Source organism: Acidimicrobiales bacterium (assembly GCA_036378675.1).
Taxonomy (GTDB): Bacteria; Actinomycetota; Acidimicrobiia; order Acidimicrobiales; family Palsa-688; genus DASUWA01.
Genome location: DASUWA010000051.1, coordinates 63,916 through 84,204, shown reverse-complemented (window position 1 = coordinate 84,204; position 20,289 = coordinate 63,916). Strand labels below are relative to the sequence as shown.

Annotated in this window: 28 protein-coding genes and 3 pseudogenes; 1 reads left to right on the top strand and 30 read right to left on the bottom strand. The window is 65.6% G+C overall.

What is annotated here, in order from left to right:
* Positions 1–8: 8 nt before the first annotated feature.
* The 25 genes and pseudogenes from rpsM to rplC form a co-directional block, all read right to left on the bottom strand.
* Entirely contained in the window at positions 9–389 is a 381-nt protein-coding gene (rpsM, locus tag VFZ97_16180) for a 30S ribosomal protein S13 (protein HEX6394971.1), read from the bottom strand.
* Positions 390–403: 14 nt separating this feature from the next.
* The gene (gene rpmJ, locus VFZ97_16175; GenBank protein HEX6394970.1) at positions 404–517 is read right to left on the bottom strand and encodes a 50S ribosomal protein L36; all 114 of its coding nucleotides are present in this window, start codon (positions 515–517) and stop codon (positions 404–406) included.
* A gap of 281 nt (positions 518–798) precedes the next feature.
* Positions 799–1,542 (bottom strand): type I methionyl aminopeptidase, encoded by a 744-nt coding sequence (gene map, locus VFZ97_16170; GenBank protein HEX6394969.1) that lies wholly within the window; start codon positions 1,540–1,542, stop codon positions 799–801.
* A 58-nt stretch (positions 1,543–1,600) separates the two neighbouring features.
* Positions 1,601–2,287, bottom strand: coding sequence for an adenylate kinase (locus VFZ97_16165; GenBank protein ID HEX6394968.1), 687 nt, complete (start codon positions 2,285–2,287; stop codon positions 1,601–1,603).
* Between the two features lie 28 nt (positions 2,288–2,315).
* Positions 2,316–3,635: a preprotein translocase subunit SecY gene (gene secY, locus VFZ97_16160; GenBank protein ID HEX6394967.1), complete on the bottom strand. Its 1,320-nt coding sequence runs from the start codon at positions 3,633–3,635 to the stop codon at positions 2,316–2,318.
* Positions 3,636–3,753: 118 nt separating this feature from the next.
* On the bottom strand, positions 3,754–4,242 hold the full coding sequence (gene rplO, locus VFZ97_16155) for a 50S ribosomal protein L15 (GenBank protein ID HEX6394966.1): 489 nt from the start codon (positions 4,240–4,242) through the stop codon (positions 3,754–3,756).
* 134 nt (positions 4,243–4,376) lie between these two features.
* Positions 4,377–4,583, bottom strand: a pseudogene (gene rpmD / locus VFZ97_16150) (50S ribosomal protein L30).
* Positions 4,583–5,134 carry a 30S ribosomal protein S5 gene (gene rpsE, locus VFZ97_16145; protein HEX6394965.1) on the bottom strand — a complete coding sequence of 184 codons (552 nt, stop codon included), beginning with the start codon at positions 5,132–5,134 and terminating at the stop codon, positions 4,583–4,585. The pseudogene rpmD and the gene rpsE overlap by 1 nt, the downstream one beginning before the upstream one ends.
* Positions 5,135–5,503: a 50S ribosomal protein L18 gene (gene rplR, locus VFZ97_16140; protein ID HEX6394964.1), complete on the bottom strand. Its 369-nt coding sequence runs from the start codon at positions 5,501–5,503 to the stop codon at positions 5,135–5,137. It abuts the gene before it with no gap.
* A 103-nt stretch (positions 5,504–5,606) separates the two neighbouring features.
* Complete coding sequence (gene rplF / locus VFZ97_16135) at positions 5,607–6,146, bottom strand: 50S ribosomal protein L6 (GenBank protein HEX6394963.1); 540 nt, start codon at positions 6,144–6,146, stop codon at positions 5,607–5,609.
* Between the two features lie 13 nt (positions 6,147–6,159).
* Positions 6,160–6,564, bottom strand: coding sequence for a 30S ribosomal protein S8 (gene rpsH, locus VFZ97_16130; protein ID HEX6394962.1), 405 nt, complete (start codon positions 6,562–6,564; stop codon positions 6,160–6,162).
* Positions 6,565–6,576: 12 nt separating this feature from the next.
* Complete coding sequence (locus VFZ97_16125; protein ID HEX6394961.1) at positions 6,577–6,762, bottom strand: type Z 30S ribosomal protein S14; 186 nt, start codon at positions 6,760–6,762, stop codon at positions 6,577–6,579.
* Between the two features lie 20 nt (positions 6,763–6,782).
* Complete coding sequence (rplE, locus tag VFZ97_16120; GenBank protein ID HEX6394960.1) at positions 6,783–7,355, bottom strand: 50S ribosomal protein L5; 573 nt, start codon at positions 7,353–7,355, stop codon at positions 6,783–6,785.
* Entirely contained in the window at positions 7,355–7,660 is a 306-nt protein-coding gene (gene rplX, locus VFZ97_16115) for a 50S ribosomal protein L24 (protein ID HEX6394959.1), read from the bottom strand. Before rplX ends, rplE begins: the two co-directional genes overlap by 1 nt.
* Complete coding sequence (gene rplN / locus VFZ97_16110) at positions 7,660–8,028, bottom strand: 50S ribosomal protein L14 (GenBank protein HEX6394958.1); 369 nt, start codon at positions 8,026–8,028, stop codon at positions 7,660–7,662. The genes rplX and rplN overlap by 1 nt, the downstream gene beginning before the upstream one ends.
* On the bottom strand, positions 8,025–8,339 hold the full coding sequence (gene rpsQ, locus VFZ97_16105) for a 30S ribosomal protein S17 (protein ID HEX6394957.1): 315 nt from the start codon (positions 8,337–8,339) through the stop codon (positions 8,025–8,027). The genes rplN and rpsQ overlap by 4 nt, the downstream gene beginning before the upstream one ends.
* On the bottom strand, positions 8,336–8,581 hold the full coding sequence (rpmC, locus tag VFZ97_16100; protein HEX6394956.1) for a 50S ribosomal protein L29: 246 nt from the start codon (positions 8,579–8,581) through the stop codon (positions 8,336–8,338). The genes rpsQ and rpmC overlap by 4 nt, the downstream gene beginning before the upstream one ends.
* On the bottom strand, positions 8,578–9,009 hold the full coding sequence (gene rplP, locus VFZ97_16095) for a 50S ribosomal protein L16 (GenBank protein HEX6394955.1): 432 nt from the start codon (positions 9,007–9,009) through the stop codon (positions 8,578–8,580). Before rplP ends, rpmC begins: the two co-directional genes overlap by 4 nt.
* Before the next feature lie 300 nt (positions 9,010–9,309).
* Positions 9,310–9,954 (bottom strand): annotated as a pseudogene (rpsC, locus tag VFZ97_16090) (30S ribosomal protein S3).
* Positions 9,955–10,404: 450 nt separating this feature from the next.
* Positions 10,405–10,755, bottom strand: a pseudogene (gene rplV, locus VFZ97_16085) (50S ribosomal protein L22).
* Complete coding sequence (gene rpsS, locus VFZ97_16080) at positions 10,755–11,033, bottom strand: 30S ribosomal protein S19 (protein HEX6394954.1); 279 nt, start codon at positions 11,031–11,033, stop codon at positions 10,755–10,757. The pseudogene rplV and the gene rpsS overlap by 1 nt, the downstream one beginning before the upstream one ends.
* A 6-nt stretch (positions 11,034–11,039) precedes the next feature.
* Positions 11,040–11,876 carry a 50S ribosomal protein L2 gene (gene rplB, locus VFZ97_16075; GenBank protein ID HEX6394953.1) on the bottom strand — a complete coding sequence of 279 codons (837 nt, stop codon included), beginning with the start codon at positions 11,874–11,876 and terminating at the stop codon, positions 11,040–11,042.
* A gap of 2 nt (positions 11,877–11,878) precedes the next feature.
* Entirely contained in the window at positions 11,879–12,172 is a 294-nt protein-coding gene (gene rplW, locus VFZ97_16070; protein ID HEX6394952.1) for a 50S ribosomal protein L23, read from the bottom strand.
* The gene (gene rplD, locus VFZ97_16065; GenBank protein ID HEX6394951.1) at positions 12,165–12,950 is read right to left on the bottom strand and encodes a 50S ribosomal protein L4; all 786 of its coding nucleotides are present in this window, start codon (positions 12,948–12,950) and stop codon (positions 12,165–12,167) included. The genes rplW and rplD overlap by 8 nt, the downstream gene beginning before the upstream one ends.
* Positions 12,950–13,582, bottom strand: coding sequence for a 50S ribosomal protein L3 (rplC, locus tag VFZ97_16060; protein HEX6394950.1), 633 nt, complete (start codon positions 13,580–13,582; stop codon positions 12,950–12,952). Before rplC ends, rplD begins: the two co-directional genes overlap by 1 nt.
* 299 nt (positions 13,583–13,881) lie before the next feature.
* Between rplC and VFZ97_16055 the strand changes: the two genes are divergently transcribed.
* Positions 13,882–15,174 (top strand): hypothetical protein, encoded by a 1,293-nt coding sequence (locus tag VFZ97_16055; protein HEX6394949.1) that lies wholly within the window; start codon positions 13,882–13,884, stop codon positions 15,172–15,174.
* A 258-nt stretch (positions 15,175–15,432) separates the two neighbouring features.
* On the opposite strand, the gene rpsJ is transcribed toward VFZ97_16055, so the two are convergent.
* The 5 genes from rpsJ to rpsL form a co-directional block, all read right to left on the bottom strand.
* Positions 15,433–15,759, bottom strand: coding sequence for a 30S ribosomal protein S10 (gene rpsJ, locus VFZ97_16050; protein ID HEX6394948.1), 327 nt, complete (start codon positions 15,757–15,759; stop codon positions 15,433–15,435).
* A 114-nt stretch (positions 15,760–15,873) separates the two neighbouring features.
* Positions 15,874–17,064 carry an elongation factor Tu gene (gene tuf / locus VFZ97_16045; GenBank protein HEX6394947.1) on the bottom strand — a complete coding sequence of 397 codons (1,191 nt, stop codon included), beginning with the start codon at positions 17,062–17,064 and terminating at the stop codon, positions 15,874–15,876.
* A gap of 97 nt (positions 17,065–17,161) precedes the next feature.
* Positions 17,162–19,264, bottom strand: a complete 2,103-nt coding sequence (gene fusA / locus VFZ97_16040; GenBank protein HEX6394946.1) for an elongation factor G — start codon at positions 19,262–19,264, stop codon at positions 17,162–17,164.
* 27 nt (positions 19,265–19,291) lie between these two features.
* Positions 19,292–19,762: a 30S ribosomal protein S7 gene (gene rpsG / locus VFZ97_16035; GenBank protein ID HEX6394945.1), complete on the bottom strand. Its 471-nt coding sequence runs from the start codon at positions 19,760–19,762 to the stop codon at positions 19,292–19,294.
* Positions 19,763–19,767: 5 nt separating this feature from the next.
* Positions 19,768–20,136: a 30S ribosomal protein S12 gene (rpsL, locus tag VFZ97_16030; protein ID HEX6394944.1), complete on the bottom strand. Its 369-nt coding sequence runs from the start codon at positions 20,134–20,136 to the stop codon at positions 19,768–19,770.
* Between the last annotated feature and the right edge of the window lie 153 nt (positions 20,137–20,289).

The following is a 20,289-nucleotide window of genomic DNA, read 5'->3' as shown; positions in this document are numbered from 1 at the left end:
GGCCGGGCTCAGTGCTTACGGACCTTCTTCTTGCCGGCGACAGTCTTCTTCGGTCCCTTGCGGGTCCGGGCGTTGGTGTGGGTGCGCTGGCCGTGAACCGGGAGACCGCGGCGGTGGCGGACCCCCTGGTAGGAGCCGATCTCCATCTTGCGCTTGATGTCCTGGGAGACGTCCCGGCGCAGATCGCCTTCCACCTTCAGGTTGGCGTCGATCCAGTTGCGCAGCCGGGTTACTTCTTCGTCAGTCAGGTCACGGACCCGGGTGTTCGGGTCGATACCGGTGGCTTCGGCCACCTTCTCCGCCTGGGTGTCGCCGATCCCGTAGATGTAAGTGAGAGAGGTCCCGAGCTTCTTCTCCCGGGGGATGTCAACTCCAGCGATACGTGCCACGACCGAACTCTTCCTCAGCCCTGGCGCTGCTTGTGGCGCGGGTTCGTGCAGATGACCATCACTCGACCGTGACGGCGGATCACCTTGCAGTGCTCACAGATCGGTTTTACGCTCGGACGAACTTTCACGACGCTTTCCTTTGGTCCTTCGGACCTCTAGATCGGACCGGGATGGCTGGGACCCCGCCCGCGGCAAAGCACCGCGGGCCGGCGAAACATCCTACTACGCGCGGCGGTTTACCGTCCATCGGGGCTGGCTGAGAGGCCTATCCGGGGCCTTCGCCGGCCGCCTGGGCCCTCGAGAGTGCGTTTGGGTGTGGAATTCGACGCCGAAGGGTCAAATCCCACGCCCGGACACCGAAACCACTCCCAAACGCCTTCAGCCGCCTTTGCGCCCCCCCCGGCGCCCCTTACTCCGGCAGGGTCAGAACCTCCGGCCCCCCGTCGGTCACCGCGATGCTGTGCTCAAAGTGCGCCGAGAGCCCCCCGTCGGCGGTCACGACGCTCCACCCGTCCTCCAGCAGACGGGTTCCGGGGCCGCCGGTGTTGACCATCGGCTCGACCGCGAAGACCATGCCGGCCTTCATCACCGGGCCGGGGCGTCCGGGCCAGTAGTTCGGGACCTGGGGCTCCTCGTGCATGGCGGTGCCGATGGCGTGACCGACGTACTCCCGGACGACCGAGAAACCCGCGTTCTCGACGACCTCCTGGATCGCCCGCCCGGCTTCGTGCAGCCGGTTCCCGTCCTTCATCACCGCGATGCCCGCCCACAGGCTGTCCTCGGTCACCCGGATCAGCATCTCCGCCCGCGGGCTGATCTTCCCTACCCCCGTGGTGAACGCGGCATCCCCGTGATAGCCCTCAACGATCGCCCCGCAGTCGATCGAGATGATGTCGCCCTCTTCGAGGCGGCGGGGGCCCGGTATGCCGTGCACGATCATGTTGTTGGGCGAAGCACAGATCACCGCCGGGAAGCCGTGGTAGTTCAAGAAGTTGGACTTCGCCCCGCGCCGGTCCAGCACTTCCCGGGCGACCCGGTCGAGTTCGGCCGTGGTCACCCCAGGCTTCACCGCACCCCTCGTGGCTTCGTGCATCTCAGCTACGACCTTGCCGGCCTTGCGCATCTTGGCGATTTCCTCGGGGGTGCGGCGCACCCGACCATTGAAACACCGCAGCGCCTGCTTCAGGCGAGCGAGGCGGTATACGGCCGGTCTAGCTGCCGTCCACGACGTTCGCGAAGTCCCGCCGCCGGTCGATCTCGTCGATCACCCGTCCGGTGACCTGGTCGGGACTGCCGCTTCCGTCCACGACCGCCAGGAGGCCCCTCGACTTGTACCAGTGGACGAGCGGTGCCGTCTCCCTCTCGTACAGCTCCAACCGCCGGCGGATGGCCGCCTCGGTGTCGTCGTCGCGCTGAACCACCTCGCCGCCGCAGACGTCGCAGATTTCGTTCACCCTTGGGGGGTTGTCGACGACGCTGTAGTTGGCGCCGCAGTCCGAGCAAACCCTCCGGCCGGCTAGACGGGTGAGCACCTGCTCCGTGTCGACCTCCAGGTCGATGACCAGGTCGAGCTGCCTGGGTTCGAGCAGCTCCGAGAGCGCCTCAGCCTGATGGACCGTGCGTGGAAATCCGTCGAGGATGAATCCCCGGTTGGTGGTGTCGCCGCGCGTGAGGCGTTCCCTGACCATGCCGATGACGATCTCGTCGGGCACCAGTTCGCCGGCGTCGAGATACTGCCGTGCTTTTTCCCCGAACTCCGAGCCGGACCGCACGGCTGCCCTGAACGTGTCACCGGTGGACACGTGCGGGACCACGTAATGCCGCGACAGCCGCACCGCCTGCGTGCCCTTGCCCGCCCCCTGCTTACCGAGGACGACCAACCGGGCACCGGGGTTCAACTTCCCGGCCTCCTCGGTATGGACGGCACTACTTCAGAAAGCCCTCGTAGTTGCGCAGCATGAGCTGGCTGTCGACCTGCTTCATGGTTTCGAGTGCGACCCCGACGGCGATGAGGATCGTCGTCCCGGCGAAGGGGTAATTCTGGATGCTCCAGATCGCCAGCATGATCGACGGCAGCAGGGCGATCGCCGCGAGCCAGAGGGATCCGGGCAGGGTGATCCGGTTCAGGATCCCCTGCAGGTGCCGCTCTGTCGGGGGCCCCGGTCGGATGCCCGGGATGTAGCCGCCCTGCTTGCGGATCACCTCCGCCTGCTGGTGCGGGTCAAAGGTTATTGCCGCGTAGAAGTAGGCGAACCCGAGGATCAGCACCCCGTAGAAGAGGATGTACCAGACGTCGTTGGGGCGGGCCAGGTGAACGCTGATCCACGTCTGGACGTGTTTCCAGAAACCGTGGCTCGGCAACACGTTCGAGATCAGGATCGGGAAGTACAGCACCGAGCTGGCGAAGATGATCGGAACGACACCGCCGGTGTTGACCTTCATCGGTATGTACGTGCTCTGGCCGCCGTACATCCGCCTGCCCACGACCCGTTTGGCGAACGTGACGGGGATCCTTCGTTGCCCCTGCTCGATGAAGACGATCGCGACAAGGAGAGCCAGCGAGATCGCAACGATGACCCCGAACTTGACCCAGCCGGCTTCGACTCGCACCGATGCGCCGCCCGACGGGAGCGTCGCGACCACGTTGGTGAAGATGAGCACCGACATCCCCTGCCCGACACCGCGTTGGGTGATCAGCTCGCCGAGCCACATGACGACCACGGTGCCGGCGGTCATCGTCAGGACGATGAGCAGCACGCGGGGGACGGTGAACTTGGGAATCAGGTCGATGTTCAGGCTCTGGCCGCCGAACAGACCGCCGCCGCCGTTGTGGAATACGTAAGCGAGACCGGTCGACTGCATGACGGCCAGGGCGATGGTGAGATAGCGGGTGACCTGGGTGAGCTTCTTCTGCCCGACCGCCCCCTCTTCACGCCATTGCTCGAACTTCGGGATCACCACGATCAGCAACTGAATGATGATCGACGCGGTGATGTACGGCATGATCCCGAGCCCGAACACGGCGAACTTGGTCAGCGCGCCGCCGGAGAACAGGTTCAGGAAGCTCACCACGCCGGCGTGCTGCGCCGACGAGGCAAGCGATTGGACCGCATGGAAGTCGATGCCCGGACACGGGATGTTGGCACCGAAGCGGTAGACAATGATGACAAACAGGGTGAAAAGGACCTTGTTGCGAAGGTCCGGAACCCTGAACATGTTGGCCAGATTGCTGAGGGTGCTTCTCATCGGGTCTGGTCTTCTCCGGGACGGGCACTCACGACGGGCAGGCTAATCCCCTTGGCTCGCCGCCGCTGATCGGCGCAATGGGTTTTAAAGACTATGTGCTGGCCACCGGCAATGACTGTTAACGGTTGGTGAGAGCGTTCCCCTTGGCTGGCGGCCTGCCGTGGCCGAACGGCGGCGGGAGGACCTGCGTGCTGCCACCTGCGCGCTCGATCGCCGCGACGGCTGACCGCGAAAACGCATGAGCCGACACCTGCATCCGCCTGTTCAGCTCACCCCGACCGAGGACTTTGACCAGGCCGTGCTTGTGGACCAAACCGACCGCCCGGAGGGTTTCAGGCGTGACAGTGTCACCCTGGAACTCCTGAAGGGTGTCGAGGTTGATCACGTTGTATTCCACCCGGAAGGGGTTCTTGAATCCCTTCAGCTTCGGGATCCGCTGCGTCAGAGGGAGCTGGCCGCCTTCGAACCCGGGCTTGACGTTGTCGCGCGCGCCCTGGCCCTTGGTGCCACGGCCGGCGGTCTTGCCGCCCTTGCCGGCGATGCCGCGCCCGACGCGCCGGCGCTGGCGGGTTGACCCGGGAGCGGGAGCGAGGTCGTGGACCTTCATGGGGCCTCCTCCGTTGACTCGGTTGAATCGGTCGACTCAGTCGACGCCTTCTTGGCCGTCGCGCGTGTGGCCGGCTTCCCAGCCTTCGCCGCTTTCGCAGGCGCAGCGGGTCCAGCCGGTGCGGCCGGCGTGGCATCGGCGACCGCCACGAGGTGCGGAACCCGCGCGATCATGCCCCGGATCTCGGGCCGATCGGGAAGAGTGTTGCTCGTCCCGATGCCGTGAAGGCCAAGGGCGCGCAGGGTCCCGCGATGCTTGGGCTTGGTGCCGATCCCCGACCGGGTCTGGATGACGGTAATCAAGGAGCCGGCGCCAGTCGCGGCAACACTCGAAGACGGCATCAGGCGACCTCCTCGGGCACATGCGGACCGCGCTGGGTCTCCTTGTAGGCCCGCCACAGGCCGGACGGGGTGATCTCCTCGGGTGATTTGCCGCGCAGCTTGGCTACCTCGTCCGGCCGCTTCAACGCTCGGAGGCCCGCGACCGTCGCCTGGGCGACGTTGATGCTGTTGGACGAACCGAGCGACTTGGCCAGGATGTCGTGGATGCCGGCCATCTCCAGGATCGCCCGCGCCGCACCGCCGGCAATCACGCCGGTACCGGGAGCAGCGGGCTTCAGGAGCACTCGACCCGCGCCGGCCTCACCTAGAACCGGGTGGGTGATGGTGCCGCCGGCGAGCGGAACGGAGAAGAGGTTCTTCTTCGCCTCCTCGATGCCTTTCTGCACCGCGAGCCCTGCTTCCTTCGCCTTGCCGTAACCGAGGCCGACCGTGCCGTTGCCGTCGCCGATCACCATCAGCGCGGCGAACGAGAACCGCCGGCCACCCTTGACGACCTTGGCGACGCGGTTGACCTTGATGGTGCGGTCTTCGAACTGCTGATCTGCTGCCATCTAAAACTCCAGTCCGGCCTCGCGGGCCGCGTCTGCGACGGCGGCCACCCGGCCGTGATACAAGAAACCCCCTCGATCGAAAACTACCTGCGACACCCCGGCGGCCTTGGCGCGCTCGGCCACCAAACGGCCGACGGTCGTGGCCGCGGCCTTGTTACCGGTTCCGCCGGAACCCTTGAGGTCCTTCTCCACGGTCGACGCCGCCGCAATCGTGCGACCAGAGCGGTCGTCGATCACCTGCGCCGAGATGTGCTTGTTCGAACGGAAAACCGCCAGCCGCGGACGCTCCGGAGTCCCGCTCACCTTCCGTCGCACACGGTGGTGACGCCGGGACCTGGCGACCTGCTTGTCCTTCGTTGAGTAACTCATTGTTGTTCCTTCCCGGCCGGGCACCCCGCATCCGGAGCCTCCGCTGCCACACCCACTTCAGGAGGGCGGGGACCCCAGCCCCGCTGGTGGCCGTGGGTCGCTATCACTTGGCTGCCTTGCCGGCCTTGCGAATAACTCGTTCGCCGGCGTAACGGACACCCTTGCCTTTGTAGGGCTCGGGCTTGCGGATCTTCCTGATGTTGGCGGCGACCTGACCGACGAGCTCCTTGTCGATCCCCTTCACCGAGATGCGCGTGGGTTGTGGCACCTCGAAGGAGATGCCATCGGGAGCGTCCACGACGACGGGATGGCTGAACCCGAGGGCTAGCTCGAGCTGGTTCGGTCCCTTGGGGGTGGCGCGGTAACCGACGCCGACGATCTCCAGGTCCTTGTTGAAGCCGTCGGTTACCCCGACGACCATGTTGTTGACCAGGCTGCGGGTGAGCCCGTGCAGTGCGCGGTTGTGCCGCTCGTCGTCGGGCCGCTCGACAAGCAGTGTGGAATCCTCTTGGCGAACGGTGATGTCGCCCGGGATGGACCGTGCGAGGACGCCCTTCGGGCCCTTGACGGTGACGTTGCTCCCGGCGATGGTCACCTCAACTCCGGAGGGAACCTTGATGGGTGCGCGTCCGATTCGGGACATGAGTATCGCTCCTCTACCAGACGTAACAGAGGACTTCGCCGCCGACGCGACGCTGGCGCGCCTCGCGGTCGGTCATCAGTCCCTGGCTTGTCGAAAGAACCGCAACCCCGAGTCCCCCCAGGACGCGGGGAAGCTTGTCCGCGCCTGTGTAGACCCGCAGGCCTGGCTTGGAGACTCGCCGCACTCCGGAGATCGTCCGGGCGCGCTCCTTGGTGTACTTCATCCTGATCTCGAGAATCCGACCGGGTCGCTCCTGCCCCTCATTCACCATGAAGCCTTCGATGTAGCCCTCTTTGACGAGCACGTCGGCAAGGGCCTCTTTGAGCTTCGACGAGGGCATCCGCACGGTGTCGTGCATGGCAACGTTCGCGTTGCGTATCCGCGTGAGCATGTCGGCGATCGGATCTGTCATCGTCATACCGGCGGCCTCCTACCAGCTCGCCTTCGTAACGCCGGGAACCTCGCCGGCATGAACGAGCTCGCGCAGGCAGATCCTGCACAGGCCGAACTTGCGGAACACCGAGTGGGGGCGTCCGCAGCGTCCGCAGCGCGTGTACGCGCGCACCTTGAACTTGGGCTTGCGCTGGGCCTTGATTATGAGAGCCTTTTTGGCCATAGGTGTCTGACTGCCTTCTGCTAGTTGCCGTCTCTGCGGAACGGAAAACCGAATGCGTCCAGGAGCGCTCTGCCCTCTGCGTCGGTCCTGGCGGTGGTCACGATCGTGATGTCCATGCCCCTGGGGGCGTCGATCTTGTCGTAATCGATTTCGGGGAAGATCAGTTGTTCGGTAACGCCGAACGTGTAGTTGCCTCTGCCGTCGAAACCCTTGGGAGAAAGACCACGGAAGTCGCGAATCCGGGGTATCGCAAGGCTCACCAGCCGGTCGAAGAACTCCCACATGCGGTCCCCGCGAAGCGTGACCTTGCAACCGATCGCATTGCCTTCCCTGAGCTTGAAGCCCGCGATCGACTTCTTCGCCCGGGTCACGAGCGGCTTCTGGCCGCTGATCACTGTTAGGTCGCGAACTGCGCCTTCCAATAGTGACGCCTGCTGGGTTGCGCGGCCGACGCCCATGTTGATGACGATCTTCTCCATGCGCGGGACCATCATCACGTTCGCCAGGTTGAGCTCCTGCTGCAAACGAGAACGGGTCTCGCTGTCGTAGCGTGTCTTGAGGCGCGGGCGCTCGGACGTCGCGGGCGCCGCCATTACAGCTCCCTCCCGCACCGCTTGCAGACGCGCACCTTGGTGCCGTCGTCCTTGATTTCGTAGCCGACCCGAACCGCTCCGTCCTTTGGGCAGACCAATGCGACCGATGACACGCTGATCGGCATGTCCTTGTCGATGATGCCGCCCTTCACACGAACCTGCGTCTGGCGTTGATGCTTCTTCGCACGATTGATGCCGTCGACTATGACCGTTCCGTCTTTCGGCAGAACCTTCATGACCGTCCCGCGCTTGGTGCGGTCCTTGCCGGTCAACACCTCGACCTCATCGCCCTTACGGATACGCATTACAAAACCTCCGGCGCCAAAGAGATGATCCTCATGAACCTCTTGTCGCGCAATTCCCTTCCAACCGGACCGAAGATCCGGGTGCCGCGTGGCTGTTGCTGATCGTTGATGAGAACGGCTGCGTTCTCGTCGAAACGGATGTAGCTGCCGTCGGGGCGGCGCTTTTCCTTCTTCGTCCGGACGACGACGCACTTGACGACGTCGCCCTTCTTCACGTTCGCGCCTGGGATCGCGTCCTTTACGGCAGCGACGAAGATGTCCCCGATCGACGCGTACCGGCGCCTCGAACCGCCGAGCACCTTGATGCAGAGGACCTCCTTCGCACCGGAGTTGTCGGCAACACGAAGCCTGCTCTCCTGCTGGATCATTTCGCCCTCTCTAGGACTTCTACTACCCGCCAGCGCTTCAGCTTCGACAACGGCCGCGTCTCCGACACCCGCACCCGGTCCCCGACGCGAAGGTCGTTGGTCTCGTCGTGGGCGTAGAGCCGCTTGGTCCGCTGCACGGTCTTTGCGTACCGGGGATGACGAACCCGCTCGATCACGCCGATGACTGCGGTCTTGTCCATCTTCACGGATACGACCAGGCCCTCGCGGATCTTGCGGCGGTTGACACGCTTGTCCTCGCCGGCTGCGTCGGAACCTTGCCCCGGCGTTTGACCGGAAGTGTTATCGCTCATCGAGCCCTCACCTCATTCGCGGCGGCAGCCGCCTCAGCCGCCTCGGCGGCCTCTATCTCCCGTTCCCGCAGCATCGTGGCGATACGGGCCACTTCGCGCCTGACTTGACCGAGGCGCGCGGAGTTGTCCTGCTTGCCCGTCGCCAGCTGGAAGCGAAGGTTGAACAACTCGTGCTTCGACTCAATGAGCTTCTGCTCCAGGTCGGCTTCGCTGAGCTCACGCAGCTCCTTGGCCTTCGTCATCCGACCTCGACCTCCTCCTGATGCGAGCGGACGACGAATCGTGCCTTGATCGGCAGCTTCTGGATCGCCCTCTCCATCGCGGCGCGGCCGAGCGTCTCGTTGACCCCTCCGAGCTCGAACAGGATTCGCCCGGGCTTGACTACGGCGACCCAGTACTCCGGGTTTCCCTTGCCAGAACCCATGCGCGTTTCGGCCGGCTTCTGGGTGATCGGCTTGTCGGGGAACACCCGGATCCACACCTTCCCACCACGGCGAACGTGGCGGGTCATCGCGATACGGGCCGCCTCGATCTGGCGCGCGGAGATCCATCCCGGCTCGAGCGCCTGAATCCCGTAGTCGCCGAAGATGACCGTGGTACCGCCTTTCGCCTGCCCGGTGAGCCTTCCTCTTTGGACCTTGCGGTGCTTGACCTTGCGCGGCATCAACATGGGTTAAGCGTCCTTCGGGAAGTGAGGGGTCTCGTGGTGCTCGCCCCGGGTCCGGCGCTCAATGTCCTCTTCCTCGGCGAGAAGGCGTTCGAGCTCGGGATCGACCTCGACGATCGGGCGGTTCTCGTCCTCCACGTCCGCCTGATCGCCGACCTGCTCGGCTGCGGGCACCCCGACTCCGGAGCCAGGCTCACCGAGATCGGGCCGGCGCCGGCCACCGCCGGCGCTGATGACCCGGCGGGGACGACCCTGGCCGGACGTCTCGCCGACCGCCATCGCCGCCTCGCGGGCGATCTTCTCCTCGGCGGACGTCTTGTAGGGGAGGATGTCGCCCTTGTAGATCCAGACCTTCACGCCGATCCGTCCGTAGGTCGTCCGCGCCTCACGGAAGCCGTAGTCGATGTCGGCGCGGAGGGTGTGCAACGGCACGCGGCCTTCGCGATAGAACTCCCTGCGCGACATTTCCGAGCCGCCAAGACGTCCGGCGCATTGAACCCGGATACCGAGGGCGCCGGCTTTCTGCACGGTCTGGACGGTCCGCTTCATCGCACGCCTGAAGCTGACCCGGCCCGCGAGCTGGTCGGCGATCCCCTGGGCCATGAGCGCGGCGTCTAGCTCGGGCTGCTTGATCTCCTGGATGTTCAGCTGCACCTTCGGGTTCTTGGTGATCTCGGCAAGCTTCGCCCGCAGCCGGTCGGCCTCGGCGCCGCGACGTCCGATGACGATCCCCGGGCGTGCCGTGTGGAGGTCGATGCGAAGACGGTCACGGGTCCGCTCGATTTCGATCCGGCTCACAGCAGCGCGCTCGAGTTGGCTCATCAGGTAGTCCCGGATCTTCCAATCCTCGAGCAGGTAGTCCTTGTAGTCCCGGTCGTTGAACCACCTCGACTTCCAATCGGTGGTCACGCCGAGGCGGAACCCGTACGGGTTGACCTTCTGGCCCATCTACTTGTCGTCTCTCTCTGAGTCTTCCTCGGTGTCTTCGCTCTTCACTTCGTCTTCGCTCTTCACTTCGTCTTCGCTCTTCGCTTCGGGCTCGGCCACAGCCTCTTCCGCTGCGGGCTCCCCGGCGGCAGGCTCTTCGACTGCCAACTCCTCGGCCACTGCTTCTTCCGTCTCGGCAGCCGAAGGGGTGGACGTTTCGGAGTCGAGATCGGTGTCCGCCTCGGCCACCGCCGTTCCGCCCTCTGCGGGACCGGTGGCAGTGGTGTCACCGGTCTCCGGCTCGATAGCTTCCTCTTCGGGCTCTGCGAGAGCCACACCGGCGCGGCGTTCCGCGCGCGTCCGGGTGTCCCCCTCTGCGCGCCGAGCTCCGGCGACCCGGCGGGCGCGCTGCGCGAGCTGTTCTGCACGACGCCTCGCTTGCAGGCGCTGCAACTGATCTTCGGGCAGGCGGCTGACAATGATCGTGATGTGGCTGGTGCGCTTGCGGATCCGAGTCGCCCTTCCCCTCGCCCGAGGCCGCCACCGCTTGATCGTCGTGCCTTCGTCGGCGAAGCATGCCGAGACGTAAAGCTCCTCGGGGTCAAGTTCGTCGTTGTTCTCGGCGTTGGCAACCGCCGAATGCAACAGCTTCCCGACCGTGAACGCCGCGTCGCGCTCAGAGAACCGGAGTATGTCCTCGGCCTCGTGGACCGGCCTGCCGCGCACCAGGTCCAGAACCTCGCGCACCTTGTACGGCGAGATACGCGCATGCCGGAGCACCGCGCGCGTTCCCGCTCGCTCGTTCGTTTTCAGGCCTGGCATCAACGCCTCCCCTGGCGTTCTTGGCCGGCGTGGTAGCGGAACGTCCGGGTCGGTGCGAACTCACCGAGCTTGTGGCCGACCATGGACTCGGTGATGTAGACGGGGACGTGCTTGCGCCCGTCGTGAACCGCGACGGTGTGGCCCACCATGTCGGGGATGATCGTCGACCGCCTCGACCAGGTCTTGATGACCCGCTTCTCGTTGCGTGAGTTGAGGTCGTCGACCTTCTTGAGCAGATGGTCGTCGACGAACGGTCCCTTTTTCAGGCTGCGCGGCATGTGCAACTACCTCCGGGCGCCGCGCGTGCGCCGGCGGCGAACGATGAGCTTCTCTGATGGCTTGGTGCGATCGCGGGTGCGGCCCTCGGGCTTGCCCCACGGCGAAACCGGGTGCCGGCCGCCGGAGCTCTTGCCCTCGCCGCCCCCAAGCGGATGGTCGACCGGGTTCATCGCGACGCCGCGGGTCTGCGGGCGGATCCCCTTCCAACGGTTACGCCCCGCCTTGCCGACGCTGACCAACTCGGCCTCGGCGTTGCCAACCTCGCCGATGGTCGCGCGACAGTCGATCGGAACTCTGCGCATTTCGGTGGAAGGGAGACGCAGCGTGGCGTAGTCGCCTTCCTTGGCTACCAGCTGAACGCTCATCCCCGCCCCGCGAGCGATCTTGCCGCCCCCTCCGGGCTTCAGCTCGACGTTGTGCACGACCGAGCCGACCGGGATGTACCGCATCGGGAGGGCGTTCCCCGGGCGGATGTCCGAACCTTGCCCGCTCTGGAGGATGTCCCCGACAGCGACCCGATTCGGGGCGAGGATGTAGCGCTTCTCTCCGTCGTGATAGTGGAGCAGGGCGATCCGGGCGTTCCGATTCGGGTCGTACTCGATCGCCGCGACCGTCGCCGGGACGCCGTCCTTGGTCCGCTTGAAGTCGATGATCCGGTACTGCTGCTTGTGACCGCCGCCGCGATGACGAGCAGTCTTGCGGCCGTAGGAGTTACGGCCGCCTGTGCCCGGTTTCGGAGCGACGAGGCCTTTTTCCGGACGTTTCTTGGTGATCTCGCCGAAGTCGGACACCGTCTGAAAACGACGTCCCGCGCTCGTCGGCTTCCTTTTGCGCAGAGCCACTGTCAGTTCCCCTCGAAGATCGGGATCGACTGCCCTGAGGCCAGGGTCACGATCGCCCGTTTGGTGTCGGGCCGCTTGCCAAAGGTCTGCTTACGACGGTTCCGCTTGCGCTTGCCGGGCCGGTTCAGCGTGTTCACCTTCACGACGTTGACGCCGAAGATGCTCTCGACCGCGTAGCGGATCTCTGTCTTGTTGGCATCCGGTCGCACCATGAACGTGTAAACGCCTTGGTCAAGGAGGGCATACGACTTCTCGGATACGACCGGCCGGATGATCACGTCCCGTGGGTCACTCATCACTGGTCTCCTCGCGACCTTCAGTCTCCTCGGCAACTTCGGTGTCCACGGCCGCTGCGGGTGCCTCGGTCTTCTCCGTCGTCCCGGCATCCCCTGCCGTCTCGGGCTTCACCGGCGCCGCGGCTTTCGCCGGCGCTGTCCTGGCCTCTACCACCGTCTCGACATCGCTGGCACCGGGCAGCGTTTCGGGAGTGAAAACGATCCAGTCGTTGCACAAAACGTCGTACGCGTTCAGTTCCGACGCGAGGATTATCTGGATGTGAGGCAGGTTCCTGAAGGATTTGTAAGCCTCTTCCTCGGTACGGGACATCACGATCAAGACCTTGCCCTCGAGCCCCAGAGCCTCGAGAGCCGCCTTGGCGTCCTTCGTGCTCGGGGTTTCCCAAGGCCATGAGGCGACGACCGCGACCTTGCCATCCGCTGCCCGGTCCGAAAGCGCCGACCTCAACGCGAGCTGGATCATCTTCCTCGGGGTGCGCTGCTTGTAGCTCCGCGGCTTGGGTCCGAGTGCGACGCCACCACCCGCGAAGTGAGGCGCCCGCTCGGACCCCTGGCGAGCCCGGCCGGTGCCCTTCTGCCGGAAGGGCTTCTTGCCTCCACCGGCTACCTCGGCCCGGGTCTTGGTGCTCTGTGTTCCCGCGCGACCTGCGGCCAGCTGGGCGGTCACCACTTGGTGCAATACCGGGACGTTCGGCTGGATACCGAAGATCGCCTCATCCAGCTCGACCGATCCGCTGGAGGTGCCGGAGACGTCGCGAACATCGACGGTTATCGCCATCACTTGCCTCCCTTGACCGCTCCGCGGATCAGAACCATGCCGCCCCGCGGTCCCGGCACCGAGCCCTTGATGAGCAGCAGATTGCGTTCCGAGTCGGCCTGCACCACCTCGAGGTTGAGCGTGGTTACTTTGGCCGAGCCGTGCTGGCCCGCCATGCGGGTGCCCTTGAACACCCTCGCCGGCGTTGCGCAGGCGCCGACCGAGCCGGGTGCCCGGTGATGCTTGTGGTTGCCGTGGCTGGCGCCCTGCCCTTTGAAGTTGTGTCGCTTCATGCCGCCGGCGAAGCCCTTGCCTTTGCTGACCGCGGTGACGTCGACCTTGTCCCCTGCGGCGAGCACGTCGACGGTCAGTTCTTGGCCGATGCTGTACTCCCCGGCGTCGGCGATCCTGAGCTCCACGAGGGCCTTGCCGGGGTCTACCCCGTTGCCCGCCTTGTCGAAGTGGCCGGCCTCCGGCTTGTTGAGCGCGTGGGCCTTGCGGGTTCCGTAAGTCACCTGAACGGCTGCGTACCCGTCGCGGTCAGGTGTCTTCAGCTGCACTACTCGCACAGGCGTGACCCGGACGACCGTGACCGCGACCGCGCGGTTCTGGTCATCCCACACCTGGGTCATGCCGACTTTCTCGCCGACTATCGCTTTGGATGGCACAGCAGGGCTCTCTCTCGGGGATCGTGGCGGAGGGGGACGGCTACTGCCGACCGCCTCACACGCGGACGCTCCGCCCGGCAAAACCGAGCGGAGCGCTCGTTGGTTGTCTGCCACGGGGTCTCCGGGAAGGCGTTCCTCAAGAGGAAGGCCGGTCCGGACACCCGCGGACGTCGGTCTAACGGACGGCTTGGCAGTATAGCGAACCTGGAGTTCGCCGCTCGCCGGCCGTCCGCGGTTCGGATGCCAGACCCTGGACAGTCGCGGATCGGCCAGACTAGACGGCCGTGGCCCAGCTGCTCGCCCCGAATCCGGCCGTCGTCGACGGGCGTCGCGTCGTTTCGCCGGACGTGGAGCGGATCGATGCGGTGCTTCGGTTCGACGTCCGGGAGCGGTCGGCGTCCGGCGAGGCGTCGGTCGATTTCCTCGCTGGCGATCTGGCGGGCCATCCGGTCCTGGACCTGCGCCAGGAAATCGAGTGGATCAGGCTGGACGGGAAGGATCTGGGCCCGGACGCCTTCCCGAAAATGGACCTGGGCGGGGGTCCCGGGGCGGAGTTGCGGGTTCTCGATTCGAGTCTCGAGGCGGGCACCCATCACCGGCTGGAGATCGGGTATCGCGTCGAAACCCCTGACGCCGTCGACGCTCAGCCGCTCGACTGGACGGACTCGGGTCTCCGGTTCGACTTCTGGATGTCGGACCTTGCCCCGGGGCGCTACCTCGAGTCCTGGGTGCCGGCACCGCTCGTCCACGACCGCTTCGCGCTGAATCTCGAGATCGAGATCTCCTCGGCCGAGCGGGCGCACTCCCTCCTCGCGAACACTGCCGGTGTCGACGCGGTTTCGGCCGGTTCCAAGTGGCGGATCTGCTACCCGGCCCACTTCACCGCACTGTCGCCGATGCTCGTCATCGGGCCAACCGACCAACTGGAGATCAAGCGCACGGCCGTTTCGCTGCCTGGTCGTGAGCGGTCCCTGGGCCTCGTTTGCGGTCGCTACCTCGACGTCGACGCCGACATTTCCGCATGCGAAGACGACATCGCCGCGTGGTTGGCGTACATGGTGGCGAGGTACGGACCCTGGGTTCACGGCGACACTTTCTGGGCGTTTCTCTGGGAACCGGGCCGGGGCATGGAGTACGACGGCGCAACGACCGCCTCGGTGCTCGCGCTCGAGCACGAGGTGTTCCATAGCTGGTTCGGCCGCGGGGTCAAGCCTGCGCGCGCCTCGGACGGTTGGATCGACGAGGCGTGGACGAGCTGGGCTACATCATCGAACCCGGAGCGGCCCCGTTTCGTGGCGACCGAGCTCGGCCTCGACGATCCTCCGGTCGAGCTGTACCCCAGGCACCCGTGGGCCCGCCACACACCGCGCGAGTCCTACACCGAGGGCTACCGCCTGTTTGCCGGCCTGGCTCACCTTTTCGGGGGGGCCGACCGGCTTCGCCAGGCGATGTCAGAGTGGTATCGGGTCAACGCCGGCAAGTCGGCTACGACGGACGGACTCGCCGCCCACCTGACCGCCTGGTCAGGGATCGACATCAGTCCGTGGTGGGCGCGCTACGTGCACGGGCGGGGCTAGGGCCCGACTTCGTTCGGTCGGTCACAACTGATCCTGCCGCCGGTTGCCGCAGTCATATCCGCCGGCGGGTCAAATCGACAGCCAACGCCCCCACGGCAACCGGCGGGGGTGCGGGCGCCGGACCCTCGAGAAACCGGCGCCCCACCCTCAGGCGGGAGTCCCCTTCTCTCGCTCCAATCTGGATCGGACGGCCGACACGCTTCATTGAGATACGCGACCCAACAGAGCTCGATTTCGGAAAAGCCGGACGCCGCGTAGTTAGTTGGTCTGTATCTTGATCTCGATGTCGACGCCGGCGGGCAGCTCGATCCTTTGCAAGGAATCGACCGTCTTCGGCGTGTGCTCGACGATGTCCAGCAACCTCTTGTGAACCCGCATCTCGAAGTGCTCGCGGCTGTCCTTGTACTTGTGGGGTGACCGGATGACCGTGTACCGGTTGCGCTCGGTCGGCAGCGGGACCGGGCCGCGAACCTTCGCCTGGGTACGAAGGACCGTCTCGACGATCTTCTTCGTCGACTGGTCGAGGATCTCGTGGTCGTAGGCCTTCAGCCGGATACGTATGCGCTGCCTGTTGCCGTCAGCCACGGCCCTCTCCTGTTCGAGTCTTCGAGTTGCGGGTTGTCAAGTTTCTGGAAAGCCCGGCAGCCACCAGGGAAGCCGGGGATGAGGGGTTGTCTGGGGGCGGAGCCCCCCGACTGCTTACTTGATGATCTTGGTGACGCTGCCGGCGCCGACGGTCCGCCCACCCTCACGGATGGCGAAGCGGAGACCTTCGTCCATGGCGATCGGCTTCTGCAGCTCGACGGTCATGGTCGTGTTGTCGCCGGGCATGACCATCTCGGTGCCCTCCGCGAGGGTGATCGAGCCGGTCACGTCGGTCGTACGGAAGTAGAACTGAGGCCGGTAGTTGTTGAAGAACGGCTTGTGCCGTCCACCCTCTTCCCTTGTCAGGACGTACACCTGAGCCTCGAACTGGGTGTGCGGCGTGATCGATCCGGGCTTGCAGAGAACCTGCCCCCGCTCGACCTCCTCCTTCTTGATGCCGCGGAGGAGGGCGCCGATGTTGTCGCCGGCCTGTCCCTCGTCGAGGAGCTTGTTGAACATCTCGACGCCGGTGCAGACCGTCTTCTGAGTGGGGCGGAGACCGACGATCTCGATCTCCTCGCCGACCTTGACGACGCCCTGCTCGACCTTCCCGGTGACGACGGTGCCGCGCCCGGAGATGGTGAATACGTCCTCGATCGGCATGAGGAACGGGCGGTCGATCGCGCGCTCGGGCTCGGGGACGAAGCTGTCCACCGCGTCCATCAGCTCGACGATCTTCTCCTCCCAGTCCTTGTCGCCCTCGAGAGCCTTGAGCGCAGAGACCCGCACGACGGGCGTGTCGTCGCCGGGGAACTCGTACTCGTTGAGCAACTCACGCACCTCGAGCTCGACGAGGTCGAGAAGCTCCTCGTCGTCGACCATGTCGGCCTTGTTGAGCGCCACCACGATCGACGGCACACCTACCTGACGGGCGAGGAGCACGTGCTCACGGGTCTGCGGCATCGGGCCGTCGGCCGCCGACACAACCAGGATGGCACCATCTACCTGGGCGGCGCCGGTGATCATGTTCTTGATGTAGTCGGCGTGGCCAGGCATGTCCACGTGCGCGTAGTGGCGGTTGGGCGTCTGGTACTCGACGTGCGCGATGTTGATCGTGATGCCCCGCTGCTTCTCCTCGGGGGCCTTGTCGATCTCGTCGAACGCCTTGAACTTGGTCCCGCTCGGATCGCGTTCCGAGAGGACCTTGGTAATCGCCGCGGTCAGAGTGGTCTTACCGTGGTCGATGTGACCCATGGTCCCGATGTTCAGGTGGGGCTTCGTGCGCTCGAACTTCTGCTTTGCCATTGGAAGGATCGCTCCTCATGCGATTCCGGCCGGTGCCGGGTTTAAAACGCGGTCGTAAACGATAGTGGTAAATGGGCGGCCCGCGCTCCGGGCTGCCCTACTCGCCCCGGACTCGGGCCACGATCTCCTTGGAGACCGACTCCGGAACTTCCTGGTACGAGTGAAACTGCATGCTGTAGGTCGCCCGCCCCTGGGTGCGCGACCGCAGGTCTGTAGCGTACCCGAACATCTCCGCGAGAGGGACCTGAGCACGGACCACCTGCGAGTTGCCCCGCTGCTCCATGCCCTCGACCTTCCCCCGCCTGGCGGAGAGGTTCCCGATCACGTCGCCCATGTAGTCCTCGGGCGTGACGACCTCGACCGACATGATCGGTTCGAGGAGAACCGGGTGGGCCTGGCGGCAGGCCTTCTTGAAGCACATCGAACCGGCGATCTTGAACGCCATCTCCGAGCTGTCGACGTCGTGGTACGAGCCGAAAACAAGCGTCGCCCGGATGTCGACCTGCGGGTAGCCGGCGAGAACGCCGGACTGCATGGCGTCCTGGATGCCGGCATCGACCGACGGTATGTACTCCTTGGGGATGATCCCGCCGGTGATCTTGTCGATGAACTCGTAGCCGCCTCCGGGGCCGGTCGGCTCGAGGTCGAGCACGACGTGGCCGTACTGGCCCCGGCCACCGGTCTGGCGGACGTAGCGCTCCTCGACCTTCTGGACGGCCTGCTTGATGGTCTCGCGGTAGGCGACCTGGGGCTTGCCGACGTTGGCGTCCACCTTGAACTCGCGGAGCATCCGGTCGACGAGCACCTCGAGGTGCAGCTCGCCCATGCCGCCGATGACGGTCTGGCCGGTCTCCTCATCGGAGTGCACCTGGAAGGTGGGGTCTTCCTCGGACAGCGCCTGCAGGGCACGCGACAGCTTGTCCTGGTCGTTCTTGGTCTTCGGCTCGACCGCGACGTGGATGACCGGCTCGGGAAAGTCGAGCGACTCGAGCACGATCGGTGCGTTCGGGTCGCACAGCGTGTCGCCGGTGGTGGTCTGCTTCATGCCGACCAGGGCGACTATGTCGCCCGCGAAGCATGCCTCGCGGTCCTCGCGATGGTTGGCATGCATCTGCAGGATCCGGCCGACCCGCTCCTTGCGGTCCTTGGTCGAGTTGATGACACCGGAGCCCGCCTTGAGGGTTCCTGAGTAGACCCGGGCGTAGGTGAGCTTGCCGAGGTGGGGGTCGGTCATGATCTTGAACGCAAGCGCGGCGAACGGCTCGCTGTCGTCGGCCTTGCGCTCCAGCTCCTCGACGCCCTTGACGTCCATGCCCCGGGTCGGAGGTATGTCCACCGGTGAGGGCAGGTAGGCGACGACCGCGTCGAGCATCGGCTGAACGCCCTTGTTCTTGAACGCCGAACCGCACAGCACCGGCACTACTTGGCCGGCGATGGTTGCGGCGCGCAGCGCCCGCTCGAGGTCGGCGGCGGTGATCTCCTCCTCGCCGAGGTACTTCTCGGTGATGCTGTCGTCGAAGTTGGAAAGGGTGTCGATGAGGTCGTGGCGGTAGCGCTCGGCTTCCTCACGAAGGTTCTCGGGAACGTCGACCAGGTCGAACCTCTCGCCCTTGGCGGCTTCGTCGGTCCAGACCATCGCCTTCATGCCGAGAAGGTCGACCACACCCTTGAACTCGCTCTCCGCGCCGATGGGTAACTGGACGACGGCAACCGTCGCGTCCAGGCGATCCTTGATCATCTCCACGCACCGGTAGAAGTCGGCGCCGATCCGGTCCATCTTGTTGACGAAGCACATGCGGGGCACGCCGTACTTGTCGGCCTGCCGCCACACAGTCTCGGTTTGCGGCTCCACCCCGGCGACGGCGTCGAAGACGGCAACAGCCCCGTCGAGCACGCGCAGCGACCGTTCCACCTCGACGGTGAAGTCGACGTGGCCGGGCGTGTCGATGATGTTGATCCGCGTGCCGTTCCATTCGGTGGTGGTGGCGGCGGAGGTGATGGTGATTCCGCGTTCCTGCTCCTGCGGCATCCAGTCCATCGTCGCGGCGCCCTCGTGCACCTCTCCGATCTTGTAGTTGATGCCGGTGTAGAAGAGGATCCGCTCGGTCGTGGTGGTTTTGCCCGCGTCGATGTGGGCCATGATCCCTATGTTGCGGATCTGGGCCAGGGGCTTCGTACGTGTTGCAATCGGTTCAGGCATGGGTTGCTTCTTGGGGGGAGAGTTGGACTACCAGCGGTAGTGGGCGAAGGCCTTGTTCGACTCGGCCATCTTGTGCATGTCTTCTCGACGCTTGACCGCCGCACCGACGCCGTTGGCGGCGTCGAGCAGTTCGGCGGCGAGCTTCTGGGCCATGGTCTTCTCTCGGCGCTGCTGGGAATAGCCGACCAGCCAACGGATCGACAGGGTGGCCGCCCGCCGGGGGCGCACCTCGACCGGCACCTGGTAGGTGGCACCACCCACCCGGCGGCTTTTGACCTCGAGCTGCGGCTTGGTGTTCTCGACCGCTCGCTTGACCACGCCAAGGGCGTCGCCGTCGGAGCGGTCCTTGATGATGTCCAGGGCGTCGTAGACGATCCGCTCGGCGAGCGTGCGCTTGCCGCGCTCGAGGATCTTGTTGACGATTTGGGTGACCAGCACCGACCGGTAGATGGGGTCCGGCAGGAGGTCGCGTCGGGGCGCTGGGCCTTTGCGGGGCATCCCGATCAGCCCCTCTTGGCGCCGTAGCGGCTACGGGCCTGCTTGCGGTCGCGGACTCCCGAGGTGTCGAGAGTTCCGCGAATGATCTTGTAGCGCACACCCGGCAGGTCCTTCACCCGGCCTCCGCGGACCAGCACGATCGAGTGCTCCTGGAGGTTGTGGCCCACGCCGGGGATGTAGGCGGTCACCTCTACGCCGCTCGTCAGGCGGACCCGGGCGACCTTGCGGAGTGCCGAGTTCGGCTTCTTCGGGGTGGTCGTGTAAACGCGCGTGCAAACACCCCGCCTCTGGGGTGCGCCCTTCAAGGCGGGCGTCTTGGTCTTTGACGTCTTCTGTTCGCGGCCCTTCCGGACCAGTTGCGCGATTGTGGGCAAGCTAACCTCTCGATGCTCGAACTCTCCGCCGATCGCATCGGGCGCAAACTGCGCGCGGGGACCGGCCGACGGCCGTCCTCCATGGTAGCGCGTTCGACGACCCTCCCGGTCGGCGCACGGCCGAGCGTACGGCTGGGGTCCCCAGGCTCCCGG